Consider the following 16856-nt stretch of genomic DNA (forward strand, 5'->3'; position numbering starts at 1 on the left):
TCATGGATCACCTACCTCAGCAATATTCTGATTACCGATCTGATACATACCTTTATAATCTTTTGTCAACATATTCTTCACCATAACAATTGCATAAAAAGCATATAAACACACAATCATAACAAGAGCAGCTTTCACAACAACGACCATTATTTTGGAATACTGGCTCATTAATGACCATTCTGTCTTTTCCATATGTTGATATGTCCGTGACGCTTGATAGAGTGTATCATAGATATCCATAATACTTGTGAAATCTTGACGATGAACAACTCTTTGATAAAATGTTATATATTCTAAATTGTATAAAGACAATTCATCTTGAGGAATCACAGCATCTAATTGAATATGTTGAAATAGAAATTGACTTAAACATATGAGCATGTGTTGATGAGTCATTGTTGTTGTTAATCTTAAAACTTGAGGCATATAAAACAATTCGCAATTGAAATCTTTATCAAACCATAAATTATTTTCATCACAGAAAAAATAGATCTCTGAATCAGATAATTGTAAAGTCATGATTTTTTCTAAAAAAGATAAACAGAGCTGAAAACGTCTTTCAATAGGTAAATGATGGATATCTTTAAAGACTGATCTTTCATCATGATAATTTGAAAATAGAATGATTGGATATTGATAAGCAAGAGTCACTTGAAATCTCCAACTTTCCTGATAAGGCAAAAGAATATAAAATATATTTTGATCCATAAATTCATATCCATAATATTTTTGATTATCATCTTCATATATATAACAGTTAATTTCCTGGCCACTAAATAACAGTTGTTTCTTTTGCAACATAAACTCTATGTTCCTTTAACAACAACCATTGCATATGCAACATGTTGTGATTCATTTCCAATAGCATTAATCTTATAAATTCCTTTTGTAACTGGAGCCATATATTTTCCATCTTCATCTATCGTACCTCCTTGTGGTGTTTCCACAACAAACTGACATAACTCTTTATATTTTTCTTCAGCAAATTCCAATCGAAAGTATTGTGTTTGTCCTGGTTTTAAAATCACAAATTCTGGAGTCATTTTAAAGCGTGGAAGCAAAACGGTTTCTTCTTGTGAAAAATCAGATGTCTTTATAGCATACCAGCGCAGTTTCAATGTACTTTTAGGTGTTCCTTTTTTGGCACGTACAGCTATTTTAAAAGATTGCATGGATTCTTTCACACGACAACCAATTTCATAGTTATATTGTTCTAATTGTGGAAATAAGTAAGCATCTCCAAAATAATATTGATTCACTTTTGCATTGCGAAAATGTTCACGTTCTTCAATAGACCATACAATCATAACACTGCCTTCTAATTGATAAGGAATAGCTTTGGTAATAATGGGTAACTGATGACGCCCATATTCTGGAACTTCTATTTCTAATGTACCTGTTGAAATATAATCACTTAATGATATGGTTTGTGATATTTCAGGTTGCACAGTTTCAAGAATTTTAGGCTTTTCTTGTAAATGATAAGCATCTCGTATATTTTGTTCAATATGACGAATTCGCTCTGTCATAAAACGATGAACAAGTGATTGATTTATTGATATTATTTGAACATCTTCTTTTGTTCTCATGATTTCAATACAACCAAGAACAACTCTTTGTTGTAAATGAGATTCAGTCAATGCATTCAATGATTGACATTGAAGTTTTTTTTTGAAAATATGTTTTTATATTCTCAACAATATGCAATGAAGCTTCATATGTCACATTGAGTGAAAACTGCTGTCCATCCACCATAATCCATGCATTATTCTTCAACAAGGTCACGTGAGCATGTTGTGTCCCTCCACATGTCTTTTGAATAAAAATGGGATAAAACAAATGCTTTTCCTTTTCTAAATTTTGAACTTGACCATAAATATGAATATCTTTATAAGTTGTTTGATCCTTTATTTCCAAACTCTCAAGATTATATTCAAAAGATATACTATGTTTATGAAGACTATTATTTCTTAAAATAACTTCAATTTGAAACTGATCATCATAATTTAAATAGAGAGGTATCCTTTGAATAATACTTAATTCTTCATCTTGATATAAGATACACTCACTAAACAAAGTATCATTTTGATGATAATCATTTGACTCTAAAGATAAATGAAATGTTTCCTGAATAAAGTTATTCTCTAAATGATCTTCATGTTCACTCATTGATGCATATACTAAATCCTCATCCTTTTCATGATAATGAATATATAAATAGGCTCTAGAATCTAATAAAGTTTCATATCCTTCTATTTCTTCAATAGAAATATCTATATCATAAGGAACATAGATAAATTCACCTTGTTGATTTATACAAACACCATTACGAATAAGCAAACGCTGTTGATTAATTTTTTGAATATCTAAACCACAAACAATTCCTTCACCATAAAATAGAGCATTTTGCATATTCAATTTGTGAACATGATAATTCTGTTCACATTCAAAGTCTTCAGTACGTAGTAGTTTCCCTTTATAATAACGATTTTTTATAAAAGGATATGGTTTATCTTTCATCATAGACCTCCTTAAAATAAAAATAAGTGCATACAAAATTATTAATCATCTTGCCATACGCACTCTTTTGACTTACATATTTATTATTTTATAGAGGTATATGGCAGTCCTTAATCTTCTTATAACATATTTCGACAATAATAACTATCTCCCAATACCAATCAATTCACAAACGTGTATTTATCATTCATTATCGTTTTATAACTTCCGTTTATAAAAATAAACATAAAAAATCTCAGATATGAAATTCTTTTTAAGAAGTCTCCACATTTCCCAAATAATCTTTTCATTAAAAATAAAAATAACCCTTAGGTTATCCTTATTATTATAGTTATTATAATTTTATGCTTAAAAACTATTCTTCCTTTAATTCAACAATGTCCTCAATTTTACATTGAAGTAATTCACATAAATCTGATAAAGTTGAGACACGGATATCTAAGTCATGTCGCAATTTATGGATTAAACTACTTCTTACACCCATCTTATTGATGAGTATATATTGATTAAGTCCTTTGTCTTTAATTGTTTTCCAAAACGGATCATAACTAATTTTCATACAATTTCCTCCTATATATTACTATAAAAGGAATTTCAAATATTAATATTATCTTTATTGCGATAACACCCTATAAAAGAAAAGTCATCCTCCCCAAGGATAACTACCCATATATACACATTTTTACTAAAGATGAAGATAACATATGAACTACAAACCATCTATAATATTATACTTTTACATTATATATTGTTTTATTTATTTTTGGTATTGTCGTATTAATGACAATATTTAATGATTTTCTTATCTCATACCATTCATTTTTTTGTCAAAATTTGTCATACTAATATAGCAATATCATTAGGAGGATACAAAAATGAAATATAAACATGTAGAAAATTACTTAAATTATTGTCAATATCAAAAGAGATTGACTGGCAAAACACTAAAAGCCTATCGGATTGACCTTAACCAGTTTTACACCTATATGCAGTTTAAAAACTTAAAAAATAAAAAAGATATATCTGTATATATCCAACAACTTCATACAACATATAAACCAAGAACTGTGAAAAGAAAGATTGCTGCTATTAAAGCTTTTTATACCTATCTAGAAAAACAGGATTTCTTAAAAGAGAATCCATTTCATAAAATAGATTATCGCTTTAAAGAACCCATACGCTTACCAAAAACAATAACACTTCATGAATTAAACCATCTCTACCAGTCTCTCTATGCTTATTCCAAACAAACATCAAATCGTGTTATTACACGAGATATCGCTATTTTAGAATTGTTAATTTGTACAGGGATAAGAGTCAGTGAAGTTTCCCATCTTTTAAAATCAAATGTTTTTATTCGTGAGAATACCATCATTATTAATGGGAAAGGAAGTAAAGAGAGAATTATCTATATTGATAATCAAAATCTCATTCAATCTCTACTATCCTATCAAAGACTTTTCCAAGATGAAATTGAGAAAAGCCCTTACTTTTTTATTAATAGATTAGGGCATCATCTCTCTGAACAATCTATTCGTTTTATGATTGTTAAATACTGTCATCTGTTTCATATCGATTCACATATTACTCCACACATGTTTAGACATACATTTGCAACAATGATGTTAGAAGAAGATGTAGATATTCGATATATTCAGGAAATTCTTGGTCACAGTTCCATCACAACAACCCAGATTTATACTCATATGTCAGCACATAAACAAAAAGAAATTATGTCCCACAAAAATCCACGTAATAAAATTCATCATTACTTTTCATGACTCAGATTATCTGGGTCTTTTTCAAGAATTCTTGACTCATGTCGTTCTTCTATCATACGATCAAATTCTTCACGATAATGACGACTTGAAATTAATCTATCACCATTATCTAAGATCATTTGGCGACGACATCCTTTTTGTTTTTTATATTTTACAACATGCTTCACATTGACAAGTGTCCTCACATTAACCTGATAAAAACCATAAGATTCTACAGCTTCCTTTAAGGCAGCCATTGTTACACAATGAAGCCGAAAAACCTCATTTTCTGTATAAACAAACATTTTATGATCAACCATTTCAAAATAATAAACTGCTAATAATGATAAAGGATATTTATTTCTATATTCATCCAAAACTTCAATTTCTCCAAGCGTTTCTTTAAACTGTTTCGCTAGTAATTTTGCCAGTCTCCTATTCTTTGGATGAACAACTAACTGCATTTCATAGTGATTCATCTTTGAATCTTCACGATATGTGACTTTCATATAAATACCTCCCCTATATACGAAATACCCTTTTTCAAGCACTTTTGCAATATCTAGGCGCAAAACGACCTTTAAAATGACAAATAAAGCATTAATTTGTCTTTTATTCTACAATATTCGACATTCAAAAATTTGTAAATTCTTCACTTTTACCAATTTTATATACATTTTTACACTTTTCTATATTTATCTTTATTTTTTATTTATCTCCTGATATTTTTCACTCCTTTATTCAGGACTTTTCTGTATTTCACAAACTATATAGACTTCGTATTTTTATTTTCTATAAAATACCTTTTCTATATCAATAAATATAAAAATATATTTTATCTGATAAAAACTTATTTGTTTCTCCTCCTCTTCTAGACGTCATTCCTTTCAACTATTCATTATAATAAAAAAGAATTGATAAGACTTTTTGTCCTCTCAATTCTTCATTTATATATATTATGATATTTCAAACAATGCTTTCATATCATCAATACTCATTGTAGAAATCATACCTTCATTTCCTTCCACAAAAGTATCAGCAAGATTCTTCTTTTGATTTTGTAAATCCATAATCTTTTCTTCAATACTATTCTTCATAATGAGTGAAAAGACTTGAACAGCTTCTTTTTGACCAATCCGATGAGCTCGATCAGTTGCTTGATTTTTGGCTGACATATTCCACCATGGATCAAAATGGATAACTGCCTGAGCACTTGTTAAATTCAAACCAGCTCCACCTGCCTTTAAAGATATTAAGAATAAAGTTGTTTCATCATTTTGAAAAGCATCAACCATTTTCTTTCTTTTCTCTTTAGAGATACTTCCATCTAATAAATAATATGAAATATGTTCTTTATGACACTGTTCTTCGATCAAATGCAAGACACTTGTAAATGATGAAAACAATAAAATCTTCTTATGATTCTCTTTTAAAGAATGAATAAGTTCCATACATCCTTTGAGTTTAGAAGATGGTTCTTCAACTGTTTCATACAATAAACGTGAATCTTGACAGAGTTGCCTCAATCTTGTTAACATTGCTAAAATATCAATTCTTCCTAATTGATGAATATCTAATTTTTCCTGTAAAGATTTATTAACTTGAACAAGGTTCCCTAAATACAACTTTTCTTCTTCTTCATTAAATCGTAAATATAATGTTTGTTCAATTTTATCAGGTAATTCAGTTAAAACATCTTTTTTATTTCTTCTTAAAACAAATGGTGAAATCATCTCTTTAAGTTTTAACTGTTTATCCTCATCATGTTCTTTCACAATAGGTTTTTCAAAATTCTCTAAGAAATAAGCATAATGATATAGATAATATGGCATTAAGAAATCAAAAATAGACCATAACTCTGCTAATGAATTTTCAATAGGCGTTCCTGTTAAAGCAAAACGCTGTTTTGCTTTTAATCTTTTGACACATATCGCATTGCGTGTTTTAGGATTTTTGATATATTGTGCTTCATCAAGAACAATAGTATGTAGATTTTTATTTTCATACATATCAATATCTCTTCTTAAATAATCATATGAAGTAATAACAACGTCATATTGATCAAGCTTTTCAATCAATTCATCACGATGTGCCTTTTGTCCATATATACACAAAACACGTAATGAAGCTGAAAACTTTTCAATTTCATCCTGCCAATTCAACAGTAAACTTGCTGGTGTAATCACCAAATGAGTATCTTGATCTTTCATGCTTTCAAGATAAACAATCATTTGCAGTGTTTTTCCCAATCCCATATCATCTGCCAAAATACCACCAAAACCATAATGTTCCATTAAACGTAGCCATTGATATCCTTCAACCTGATACTCTCTCAATATATTTTGATAAGGTGTAGGCACCTGATAATCTTGAGATGATGTCTCCAATCGCTTCATCCATTGATCAAATTCTTCTCCTCTTGTATAATCAATAACTGATTCATGATTCATCATTTGATCTAATTCAAATAAACGATATGTTGGAACTTCTATATTTCCATTCACAATATCTTGTGATTTAAGTTGCAAGGATGTTGTCAATTCATCCAATTCCTTAAACTCTTTATTTTCTAAAGAAACAATTTTTCCATTTTTTAATTTATAAAACTTACGTTTTTTCTTATATGCTTTTAAAATATCTATCAATTCATTTTTATCTACATCAACACTGTCAATATGGATTGATAGCAAGCCATGACTCATATTCACCCCTACTTGAATGTGCATGTCCTGACTCGTTGAAAAACCTTTTAAAGCATCAGTCACATATACCTGACAATAAGTTGAAAGATATGGCAGACTTTCTTTCATAAATTGATATGCAAACTCATGGTCATACTGTAAATAAATAACATGATCATCAATATCTTCTATATATGGCTTTAGATAGTTTTCAATTAAATCAGCTTCCTTTGATTTATGTTGATTATCCTTATCAAATCCGTACATGATGCCATCATCATAAATATATTCTAACTGAATACAGATCTGATCATCCTTACTCATATCACCATATAAATTAATCATATTCTCTTGACGATATTCATCAAATAGATGTGTATCTAAATCAATATCATCTAATAAATCAACCAATATGTATTTATAAAAATCAGTTAGCATCTCTTTTGAAATATAAAGTCCTCCCCGACTTTCTAATAATTTACGTAAAAATGCTATTAATTTCTCCGGTTCGTGAAAATCATATTTATACATTATATCATCTTCTAATGTATACATATACATTGATGTCATCATGACCTGATCAAATTCCTGATAATCTTTTAAATCTAGTATATAACTTTCTTCTTTTGAAGATATTTCTATTGGAATACGATATTCTCTTTTATCAAAACCTATATCACAATATGATGAAGGAAGTGAACTCATAAGATCATAAAAAGCATCAATATGTTCATCACTGACAATCAGTGCTTTCATTAAACCTTTTTGTAAGAATTGATTCTTTAAAAAGCATTCTTTTATAAAATTTAATATTTCTAATGAATTATCATCAAAAGCACTTTCACTATGGATAAATTCAAATGTTTTGCCATATTTAATACTCTCATGATGAACAATTGCATTTAAAAAAGTTTCAATGTTTTTAACTACAAAACTTTGATTTTCATTAACAACTTTTAATGCAATAATTAGTTTTTCTTTTCTCCTTTGAACAAAAATCTTTAATTGATACTGCTGAGATGATAGTGGAATCAGTGATTCTCTTAACAGTTGATCTTTATATAATTGTATTAAATCTAATGAATCATGCTGTTTCTTTGATAAAATACGTTCTTGTCTTTGTTGCTCTATCTGTTTTAACTTTAATACTTTATTATCCTCACCATTTTGTTCATAAAAATATGGAAAAGATGATATTGTTAATTTTCTCAAATGAAATAAAATCGCAGCCATATGCCGACAATGATTATGCATCTGACATGAACATGAACTTTGAATAATTTCTCCATCGTGTGAAATTTTCATCGATATAATAATACGTTCATTATGATCATTCATTCTTGCATTAATACGATAACAGCCATTATCCTCATCTAAAGAAATTGTCATTCTTTCTAATTGAGATTGAATATCTATAAATCTCCCATAACGATATTCTTTTTCATCATGAATCACCCTTCTAATTTCTTTATCTTGAATATGCATTTTGTCCCCTCCAATCAATTATTTTATTATATCATAAATATTTTACATTGTAGAGTCGGTTTATTTTGTTTTTTATATTTTCGAAAAAAAATGTAGAAAAAAACAGCCCTTATGGCTGTACTAATCCCTTATAACTCTGACAATATCTTGAATTTCACAATCTAATATCATACATAAATCCACGATAGTATTTAAAGTCACACTTTTATTTTTACGCAATGCATCTAACGTTCCTCTACTAACATCATAATCATTAATTAATTGGTATTGTGATATGCCCTTTTTCTCTAAAGTTTCAAAAAATGGTTCAAAAGTAATCATGAAAACCACTCCTCTCTTTTCTTATTATAAAGTGATATTCTTCACAATAATATTGCCGAATATTCGGCAATATATTATAATAATGATAAGAGTTAGGTATACTATATCAAAAAGCGAGGTATACAAAATGGAAAAAGAAAAGACATTATTAGATGAAACCTTACAGCACTTATCACAAGCTATTGATATGATAGATATGATGTCTGTTGCTTGTACAACTTTGGATAAATCTGATATGATTGGTCCATTAGAAATTCTGAAAAGAGATTTACAATCCTTATATTTTCAAATTGATCAGCATATTTATCCACAATAAAAAGGAGTTATACACTCCTTTTTAAATATCCAAACTTTCTAAAACCTGTTTTAATGCATGGGCACTCTCTAAGAGTTTTTGCTTTTCCTCGTTATCCAAATAAATATCAACAACCATTTCAACTCCCTTGTTCCCAACAACGGTTGGAATACTTAAACAAAGGTCACTTAAACCAAATTCACCTTGCATCAAACTTGAAATAGGCAACACAGCATGTTCATTTTTAACAATTGCTTCAGCAATTCGTTTCACTGCTACAGCAACACCATAATATGTTGCACCTTTTCTTTCAATAATATGATAAGCACTATCACGTACTTCCTGATAAAGCCTATTCATAGCTTCCTGATGCTGAAAATGGCCTCGTAATTCACAAAAATGATTAATATGAATTCCAGCAACTTGTGCACCTGACCAAACTGCTAATTCACTATCTCCATGCTCACCAATAACATAAGCATGAATATTACGACTGTCTACTTGAAGATGCTCTCCTAATACATGTTTCAATCTAGCAGTATCAAGAACAGTTCCAGATCCGATCACACGATTTGCTGGAAATCCAGATAACTTTAATGTTACATATGTGAGAATATCTACAGGGTTAGAAACGATTAATAAAATTCCTTCACAATTTCTTTCCTTAATTTCTGGAATAATACTTTTAAATATTGAAACATTTTTCTTCACCAAATCTAATCTTGTCTCATTTGGTTTTTGATTCGCACCTGCTGTAATAACAATTAACCCTGCATCAACAATATCATCATAACTTCCAGCATATATCTTAACTGGTGTTGAATAAGCACTTCCATGGCTTAAATCCATAGCCTCACCAACAGCTTTTTCATGATTTGCATCTATCAATACCATTTCAGAAAATAATCCACTTTGTATTAAACTAAAAGCTGACGTTGCACCAACAAACCCACAACCAATGACTGCTACTTTTTGCATATTAACCATTGCAACATACCTCCTTTTTCTTAACAGTATAATAAGATATAGAAATCTTTCAAATCATATGCATTTTTATTTTTTGACTTCTTTTTGCAATGATTATTCTTATTCTTTCATCACTGTCTAGAATTGATTGGAAAAGATGTATTTCATCTATAATCGTCAATCTAGAAGAAAAAAATAATAAAATTTTTAAATTCTTTTTTTACTATAACAATATCTTTCAAGACAAACCATCAAAGTTCTCATCATACTTCCATAATGGACATTCAGATTGAGAGAATAACAAAATGTCATATTTTTAATAGCACAATATTTCATCACTCTTGTATGTATTTTCCCTTCAATTTTTCTCATAAAGTTAATCAGTCAAAATAAATCATATCCTGTATATCATTATGAATATATCAGTGATGATGAGTTCTATCATTAAAATTAATAGAAAAAACATCCAGTTTATTTTTTTCTCACTGGATGTCTAATGACTGTTTTTAAATTTTCTGGTTTGCAACGCCTAGGATCACTCAAATAGATTTCATGATGATAACGATGATCATTGATATCACATATATAATTGTGCTCTTTCATATACTGATTCATTTTCGCCACACTTTCAGGTTCATCATCATATGAACCTTTATGCATGATTTGAACACATTGTCCTTCTTCATATACAAAATACTGTGACAAACTAACATCAATTTCTGGTTTTTTAATAGCAACTTCTTTTTTGACTTGTTCAAAATATTCAGGTGTTACAAATTCAGGTAAGCGAATCATTGACTTCCAATAAAACTTATCTTTATCAACTATACGTTTACCATCAAAATATTCATCATCTCCCCACCATAAGCCTTCTAATGGTGGAACAACATAATCAAAATAACCAACTGGCTGATTCTTTCCCATTTTACTCATTTTTATTGCATATGAAATTGCATAAAGTATACCAACTGCTGCTTGATATTCTTTTGATGTATTTGGATTTCCTTTTCCCTCCACCATCACATAAGCTATTGGTGGAACATCAATAAATGTAGGTATGCCCTTAGGCATATATAAATCTTTATATTCTTTTTTATAATCTAATTTAACCATGAAGTTCACCCCAAGTCTTTTCAAATCTTTTTATTGATTGAACTTCTCTTGTCATAAATTTTTTATTATAGAACAGGCTGTAAGTTGTTAATGGGGTAGGAGCGTTTTGCGCCTGTTCAAGAGTTTCTATATGTTTTAATTGAAGTGGAATATCTTGTTCTTTGCAATAGTCTTTAAGCATTTGAACATATTTAACACAAAATGGACATTGATGAGTATAATAAAGAACCAAACCATCATCAACCATTTCCGGTACTGCAAATATTGGTACTTTCGCATCATCACTTAACGAACAGAACATCAATTCATAAATACCATTCCATGTTCCAACACTCTTAAATCCATGTTTCACTAAGAAATGATAATCCATAAGATAAGACAATTTCTTTTGTGAAGAAAGGATAACTAACCCTTTCTTACCTAATTCTATACTTTTCTGCTTACAACTGTTTAACAACTGTAAAGCATAACCTTGTCCCTGAAATTTACCCGCAACCCAAAGACAATCAATATACATAAGATTTTCACCTTGAATAGGAACCCATGCATATTCTAGTGGTAAATACTCAATAAAGCATTTTCCTCTCACATTCATTTTCGTAAAGATTAAACCATTATTCATCTGTTCTTTTAACCAAGTTTTTTTAGAATGAACTTGTGGATCTTTCTCACTTGCAATGGCACAACAAATATGTTCCTTTTTAATATTTTCTGGTGTTAGTGTAATCATTTCCATACTATACCTTCTTTCTGCTTCCATCATAACATAACTAACCTGACAACATATGTCAGGTTAGTTATAAATATTAAGAATATCTTGTATTTCTTTCACATATTCTTGTTTTAATTCTAAAGGTTCAATAATCTCTATACCTTTGCCAAAAGATAATAGAAAAGATAAAAGCCATTGATGATTAGGTACACTTGTTTTTACCAAATAACCATCGTTATCTTCTGTTATATCATGATATGGGAATTCATCATAGACAAAACTACCTAGATACTTTTGAAATTTAAGAATAACATCTATTTTTTTAACATCTTCATGGTATTCTAAAACTTGAGGAATGTTAGTCAGTTTGTGTAAGTCAAAATAATCTTCATGTAAACAAATTTCATTCATTCGTGACAACTTATAAGTTCTATAAACATCTTTATCTGACTGATATGCCTGTAAATACCACGCATTGGCTTTAAAGAATATTTTAATAGGAAAAACTGTTCTATAACTCTTATCACCATGTGCATTGATATATTCAAAAGATATAATTTGATGTTTAAAAATCACTGTTTTCAAAAGATTGAATTTATCATTCATTTCTTTATTTTGATGCCATGATGTAAAATCCACCTCTATCCAATCATGACTCTCTTTTTGAAAGATATTTTTCATACGTTGAAATAAATTACTATATTCATCTAGTTGTAAAGAAGATAGACTTTGTAAAGCCAATAAGATTTGTTCTTGTTCATGATTGTCTAATAATGTTTTATCTAAAACATAGGATTTATCTAATGAAACACCTCCTTTACTCCCTTGTTTTGTAATAATAGGAATTCCAGCAACCAGTAGGCGATCTAAATCACGATATATTGTACGTACAGAAACTTCAAAATACTCTGCTAATTCATTTGCAGTTGTTTCTTTTTTATCAATTAAATAATATAATATTTCAAATAATCTTCCTTTTGCCATGATTTCACCTTCTCTTTATTATCATAACAAAATAAAATGAGAATTGAAAATAAAAAAGACTTAATCATTCTTTTGAACAATTAAATCTTACTATTCTTTATTATTTTAAAATTTCATTTACTTTTGCCTGAATTGCATCATAATCATATCCAGCTTTAATCAGTTTATTTCTACGTTCTGTTCCATTTCCCCATTTTCCAGCTATAACCTCTTTTGCAAGTTCTGTTGTTGTTTTGGGATTAGATATTAATTTATTGACTTCTGATTGAACATCATGATAGTTATAACCTGCTTTTTCAAGTTTTTGCTTACGTTCTTGACCATTTCCCCATAGTCCAGCAATAATTTCTTTTGCAATTTCAAAAATTGATTTATGAGATTGAACTGGATTTTGGGAATAATCAATATATTTATCAAATAAGCCTTGTTTTGTCCATTTACGCTCTTTAAGTTTTCTGGTATTAGAATACCCACTTCCCTTAATAAATGTGCATTGGATACCATCTTCCCAAATAGGACTAGATTCAACGCATACACCACTTCCCACATGAATTCCAATATGTCCATTCATCCAAACTAGCGCTCCTAAAGGTAATTTATGAAAGTTTGTAGAAACCTTTGAACATTGCTTAATCATTGTATTTGCGTTGATATCTAGAACCTGATTGGAAGCATATTTCCCTTTCTCAGGATATCCCCATAAAATTCCTTTAATTAATCCTGAACAATCACAAAGTAAATAATTCCCATTATAACTATTCATAAACTTACCCCATCCATACAATGTAGGAACTTTCTCAACTTGTATAGCTTTTGTAATAAAATCTTGTACTTTCATTTTTACCATAATATTTTCCTCCTTAATTAAGATTAGTCATACATCGCATCTTATTTTTCAACTTCATTTAATTGCTGTAATGCATTTTTAAGTTTATCTGGAATAGGTAATCCCAAATGAGAAACATTTTCTAATAAAGAGATTCCTTCATTTGCTATGTAGAAATAACAAACTAAAGTTCGAAATACAGCTGTTCCTGAATTAATCATTCTGTCTAGTAAAACTGCAATAATAAGAACAACCAAAATCATGCACTTTTTTATCAAACCTCTGAATCCGATTTGTGAATTTAAAGTTTTTTGTATATAAGCCCACATCATGCCAGTTGCATAGTCAAGAACCATAAAGGCAACAAGTACAATTAAAGCTATATCCCATCCTCCAAACAAATAAGTAAAAAATGTAGCAATGACTGCTACAATGCTATTGAAAACTTTTTCCATTTTCTTCATTTTCCTCACCTTCAATTTTTTATATATAAAAAGCACTCTATGAGTGCATGAGAACTAATCAAACATATCAACATTAAATACACAGTTGTATCTATATCTATACCCTTCTGGATTACCTACAGCTGTGACTGCTCGCAAATCCCCGTTTTCCATAATTTCCAGATACATTGCTGTTGCTGCTCCATTGATGGATGTACATATCCCATCGTTTAATCGTACTGTTTTTTTGATTAAATGTTTAAGTTGCTCTGGAAATTTTCCAATAATATAATAATCGGCACCGTGATGACTATTATCCTGTAGAGCTAATGTTATTTGCATAAGCCCTAAATATTTATTGTAATATACAGTTCCATTATATGTTACAAATTTTACGGTATCTGGATTGATCAGATTGTATTTTTCCCATTTAAAACTTTCACTTGTTGGTACAATATACATTTTTTATATTGCTATCTAAAAGAAAAGAATTGCTATTATAGTGGAATTATAACCATACCAGCCAATTGAACTGTTGTGCTTGTTGCAGAAGCAGCAACCATTTCACCACTGCTCATAACTCTTATATCAACAATATTATTGTATGTATAGTTATTATTTATCTGATAATCAAACTGTGAATCTATTTCAAATGGTAAGAACCCTACAGTCTTCCATTTGTTTAATGAATCGAAAGAAAAATTAACATATACAAACCTTATATATAATATTCCATTTATAATTCTATAATAAATTCCACTCGAAATTGTTATCCATTTCGTATCTTCGTATTTTTGCATTTTTAGCATATGTTTTGCTTAATAGCATTTGTGATAAGTTATTTCCAGCGTCCTATTAAAAACCAATTTGCATCAGCAGACTGACCAGTGTTTAAGCCAACTCTATTGTTAAAATACAACTTGCATCCAGATAATTCCCGAGAAGCGGTCGACCATATGTTGGCAGGAGAATAAGTGTAAATGTTTGTAACTCCAATATAATGAATTATCGATGGCGACATTGGATATTTTACGGTTGCAGATCCTGAATAAGTGTTGTTTTCAGTTACGTTGATTTTTACAGATCCACACATAATTAATGTTCCATCTGGAAACTTTATATATGCTCCATAGTCGTTTCTTCCACTTTCAAAACTGCCTTCTGTCAATAGGGCTAACATAACTTATCACAGTGAATGCTACATGCATCCACCTCTTCTCTTTTTGGAGTTGCTACCCCTAAGCGATAGCGTCCTCCTTTCTTGTAATAATGGGGATTTGTACCCCCCCCCGAGTTTTCGGAGAGTAAATTTGAATTCTTTAAACATTGCCTTTTCCTCCTATTCTGTTGGCATAACTGGCTTTCCAGCCTCCAACCATTCCTGATAATTCCCTATTAAAATACATCCATTTCTTTCACCGCAGTAGAAACCAATACTGTTTAAGAGAACTTTTGTTCCTTTAATATTTATAACATCTTCATCTTTTCCTATTTCCAAATCATCTACAGATACATTGGATACTGGTGCAGTCTGTGATACTTTCTGTACATAAAATCCCATAAGTTTCCTCCTTTCTATGCTGTTTCACAGCTTAGAATAAGTTTATATCCATCTAATGTAAAATACCCAGCTGCGGATGTTGTTATTGTATAAATAAGTCTTTTACTATTTACTTCTATACTGACACTAGCTACATTTTGCCTTGTTCCAGCACTAATAATTACAAAAGTAGGTATCACATTCATCTCTATGCAAAAATTTATCGTTCCTTTTACTGGTGTTGATCCAGCGACGTACCCAGATTGATTAATCTCTATTTCTCTAGCGACCATTTGACACTCAATCAATGCTGTTGCATAATCTTTTCGATGTTGATACGCAATCTTTCCTTCGAATAGGTCTATATATTCCAGATTAATAGCTTTTCCTTTAAACAGATCAATACAAACAGCTCTTTTCTGTCTAGAACTTTCTAATGCAGTATAAATCCTAAATTTATCGTGGACATTTTCTTGATATCCAGTTGGCGTTGGCTTAAATGTAAAACTATAATGAACTCCATCTACCATATAGGATAATGTATAATATTTTTCATAATCTAGTTCTCCATCAAGAAATTGCCATAACTGATTGTTTTCATATTCGGTGTTATAGACCATCAATATCCCATTTTCAGGTTTTGGATAAGTGGCATAAGCGACATTTGTTACATATCCTCTTATTAAAAACCAACCATCAAAGCATTTCTTCATTTCTCCACTATATGCAGTCTGACCTCTTTGATTAACCTGAAAATCATTATTGATTAACAATTGCTTAGATGGCTGGGGAACTATATCGAGCTTTTGATATCCAGTTGGAATATCTTTTTCATCACCTTCGACATAAACAATAGAACCATGTGGCAATGTATCCCCAACTGCAACACCGTTTGTTTCTAAACTCGTCACACGTCTCACAACGCTTTCAAACTCTTCAACTGACACATTGAGGTTGATTCCTTCTCCCCATGCTCCATCAGCCTTTTTAAAATAGAATAAACCATTTTCTACCTTATAATCCCCTAAGTAGTTGTATGCTTCACTTACTTGATTTAACGCGTTCTGTATAGCTTGTGCACTGTCATTAAAGGTATTTTTTATTTCATTCATATCTTTAGCACGAATAAGAAATTCTTCATCTGCATTTGGGACTTGATAATCTTTTTTATCTTTAAATGTAATACGTGCTATTTCAGGATTCACAA

General features: G+C 29.8%; 19 protein-coding genes. 2 read left to right on the top strand and 17 right to left on the bottom strand.

Annotation, left to right across the window (positions count from 1 at the left end; genetic code table 11):
- The 4 genes from AC5M21_RS10010 to AC5M21_RS10025 form a co-directional block, all read right to left on the bottom strand.
- On the bottom strand, window positions 1-804 hold the full coding sequence (locus tag AC5M21_RS10010; RefSeq protein WP_302378545.1) for a hypothetical protein: 804 nt from the start codon (window positions 802-804) through the stop codon (window positions 1-3).
- Window positions 805-809: 5 nt separating this feature from the next.
- On the bottom strand, window positions 810-1592 hold the full coding sequence (locus tag AC5M21_RS10015) for a hypothetical protein (RefSeq protein WP_493531489.1): 783 nt from the start codon (window positions 1590-1592) through the stop codon (window positions 810-812).
- 43 nt (window positions 1593-1635) lie between these two features.
- Window positions 1636-2523, bottom strand: coding sequence for a hypothetical protein (locus tag AC5M21_RS10020; protein ID WP_493531490.1), 888 nt, complete (start codon window positions 2521-2523; stop codon window positions 1636-1638).
- A 355-nt stretch (window positions 2524-2878) separates the two neighbouring features.
- Complete coding sequence (locus AC5M21_RS10025) at window positions 2879-3082, bottom strand: helix-turn-helix domain-containing protein (RefSeq protein WP_008788464.1); 204 nt, start codon at window positions 3080-3082, stop codon at window positions 2879-2881.
- 316 nt (window positions 3083-3398) lie between these two features.
- Here AC5M21_RS10025 and AC5M21_RS10030 point away from each other — a divergent pair, with 316 nt between their 5' ends.
- The gene (locus AC5M21_RS10030; RefSeq protein WP_008788463.1) at window positions 3399-4304 is read left to right on the top strand and encodes a tyrosine-type recombinase/integrase; all 906 of its coding nucleotides are present in this window, start codon (window positions 3399-3401) and stop codon (window positions 4302-4304) included.
- On the opposite strand, the gene AC5M21_RS10035 is transcribed toward AC5M21_RS10030, so the two are convergent.
- From AC5M21_RS10035 to AC5M21_RS10045, 3 genes are all read right to left on the bottom strand, one after another.
- Complete coding sequence (locus AC5M21_RS10035; RefSeq protein WP_008788462.1) at window positions 4292-4792, bottom strand: LytTR family DNA-binding domain-containing protein; 501 nt, start codon at window positions 4790-4792, stop codon at window positions 4292-4294. The genes AC5M21_RS10030 and AC5M21_RS10035 overlap by 13 nt on opposite strands.
- A 447-nt stretch (window positions 4793-5239) precedes the next feature.
- Complete coding sequence (locus AC5M21_RS10040) at window positions 5240-8449, bottom strand: DEAD/DEAH box helicase (protein ID WP_302280692.1); 3210 nt, start codon at window positions 8447-8449, stop codon at window positions 5240-5242.
- A 120-nt stretch (window positions 8450-8569) separates the two neighbouring features.
- A complete protein-coding gene (locus AC5M21_RS10045; RefSeq protein ID WP_017144179.1) occupies window positions 8570-8770 on the bottom strand; it encodes a helix-turn-helix domain-containing protein in 201 nt (66 codons plus the stop codon).
- Window positions 8771-8897: 127 nt separating this feature from the next.
- On the opposite strand from AC5M21_RS10045, the gene AC5M21_RS10050 reads away from it, so the two are divergent.
- Window positions 8898-9086: a hypothetical protein gene (locus AC5M21_RS10050; RefSeq protein ID WP_117599038.1), complete on the top strand. Its 189-nt coding sequence runs from the start codon at window positions 8898-8900 to the stop codon at window positions 9084-9086.
- A gap of 21 nt (window positions 9087-9107) precedes the next feature.
- Here AC5M21_RS10050 and AC5M21_RS10055 read toward each other — a convergent pair whose 3' ends face one another.
- The 10 genes from AC5M21_RS10055 to AC5M21_RS10100 form a co-directional block, all read right to left on the bottom strand.
- Window positions 9108-10052 carry an L-lactate dehydrogenase gene (locus tag AC5M21_RS10055; protein WP_008788458.1) on the bottom strand — a complete coding sequence of 315 codons (945 nt, stop codon included), beginning with the start codon at window positions 10050-10052 and terminating at the stop codon, window positions 9108-9110.
- A 450-nt stretch (window positions 10053-10502) separates the two neighbouring features.
- Window positions 10503-11144, bottom strand: coding sequence for a GyrI-like domain-containing protein (locus tag AC5M21_RS10060; protein ID WP_117599039.1), 642 nt, complete (start codon window positions 11142-11144; stop codon window positions 10503-10505).
- Complete coding sequence (locus AC5M21_RS10065) at window positions 11137-11880, bottom strand: N-acetyltransferase (RefSeq protein ID WP_302280691.1); 744 nt, start codon at window positions 11878-11880, stop codon at window positions 11137-11139. Before AC5M21_RS10065 ends, AC5M21_RS10060 begins: the two co-directional genes overlap by 8 nt.
- 57 nt (window positions 11881-11937) lie before the next feature.
- A complete protein-coding gene (locus AC5M21_RS10070; protein ID WP_302280690.1) occupies window positions 11938-12840 on the bottom strand; it encodes a helix-turn-helix transcriptional regulator in 903 nt (300 codons plus the stop codon).
- 100 nt (window positions 12841-12940) lie between these two features.
- Window positions 12941-13687: a hypothetical protein gene (locus tag AC5M21_RS10075; RefSeq protein ID WP_302280689.1), complete on the bottom strand. Its 747-nt coding sequence runs from the start codon at window positions 13685-13687 to the stop codon at window positions 12941-12943.
- 41 nt (window positions 13688-13728) lie between these two features.
- Complete coding sequence (locus AC5M21_RS10080; RefSeq protein WP_008788453.1) at window positions 13729-14130, bottom strand: phage holin family protein; 402 nt, start codon at window positions 14128-14130, stop codon at window positions 13729-13731.
- Between the two features lie 54 nt (window positions 14131-14184).
- Window positions 14185-14571 (bottom strand): hypothetical protein, encoded by a 387-nt coding sequence (locus tag AC5M21_RS10085; RefSeq protein WP_008788452.1) that lies wholly within the window; start codon window positions 14569-14571, stop codon window positions 14185-14187.
- Between the two features lie 35 nt (window positions 14572-14606).
- On the bottom strand, window positions 14607-14918 hold the full coding sequence (locus AC5M21_RS10090) for a hypothetical protein (protein WP_017144177.1): 312 nt from the start codon (window positions 14916-14918) through the stop codon (window positions 14607-14609).
- Between the two features lie 530 nt (window positions 14919-15448).
- Window positions 15449-15670, bottom strand: a complete 222-nt coding sequence (locus AC5M21_RS10095) for a hypothetical protein (RefSeq protein WP_008788449.1) — start codon at window positions 15668-15670, stop codon at window positions 15449-15451.
- Between the two features lie 14 nt (window positions 15671-15684).
- Window positions 15685-16854 (bottom strand): hypothetical protein, encoded by a 1170-nt coding sequence (locus AC5M21_RS10100; RefSeq protein ID WP_008788448.1) that lies wholly within the window; start codon window positions 16852-16854, stop codon window positions 15685-15687.
- Window positions 16855-16856: the final 2 nt, after the last annotated feature.

This window comes from Coprobacillus sp., assembly GCF_984815275.1.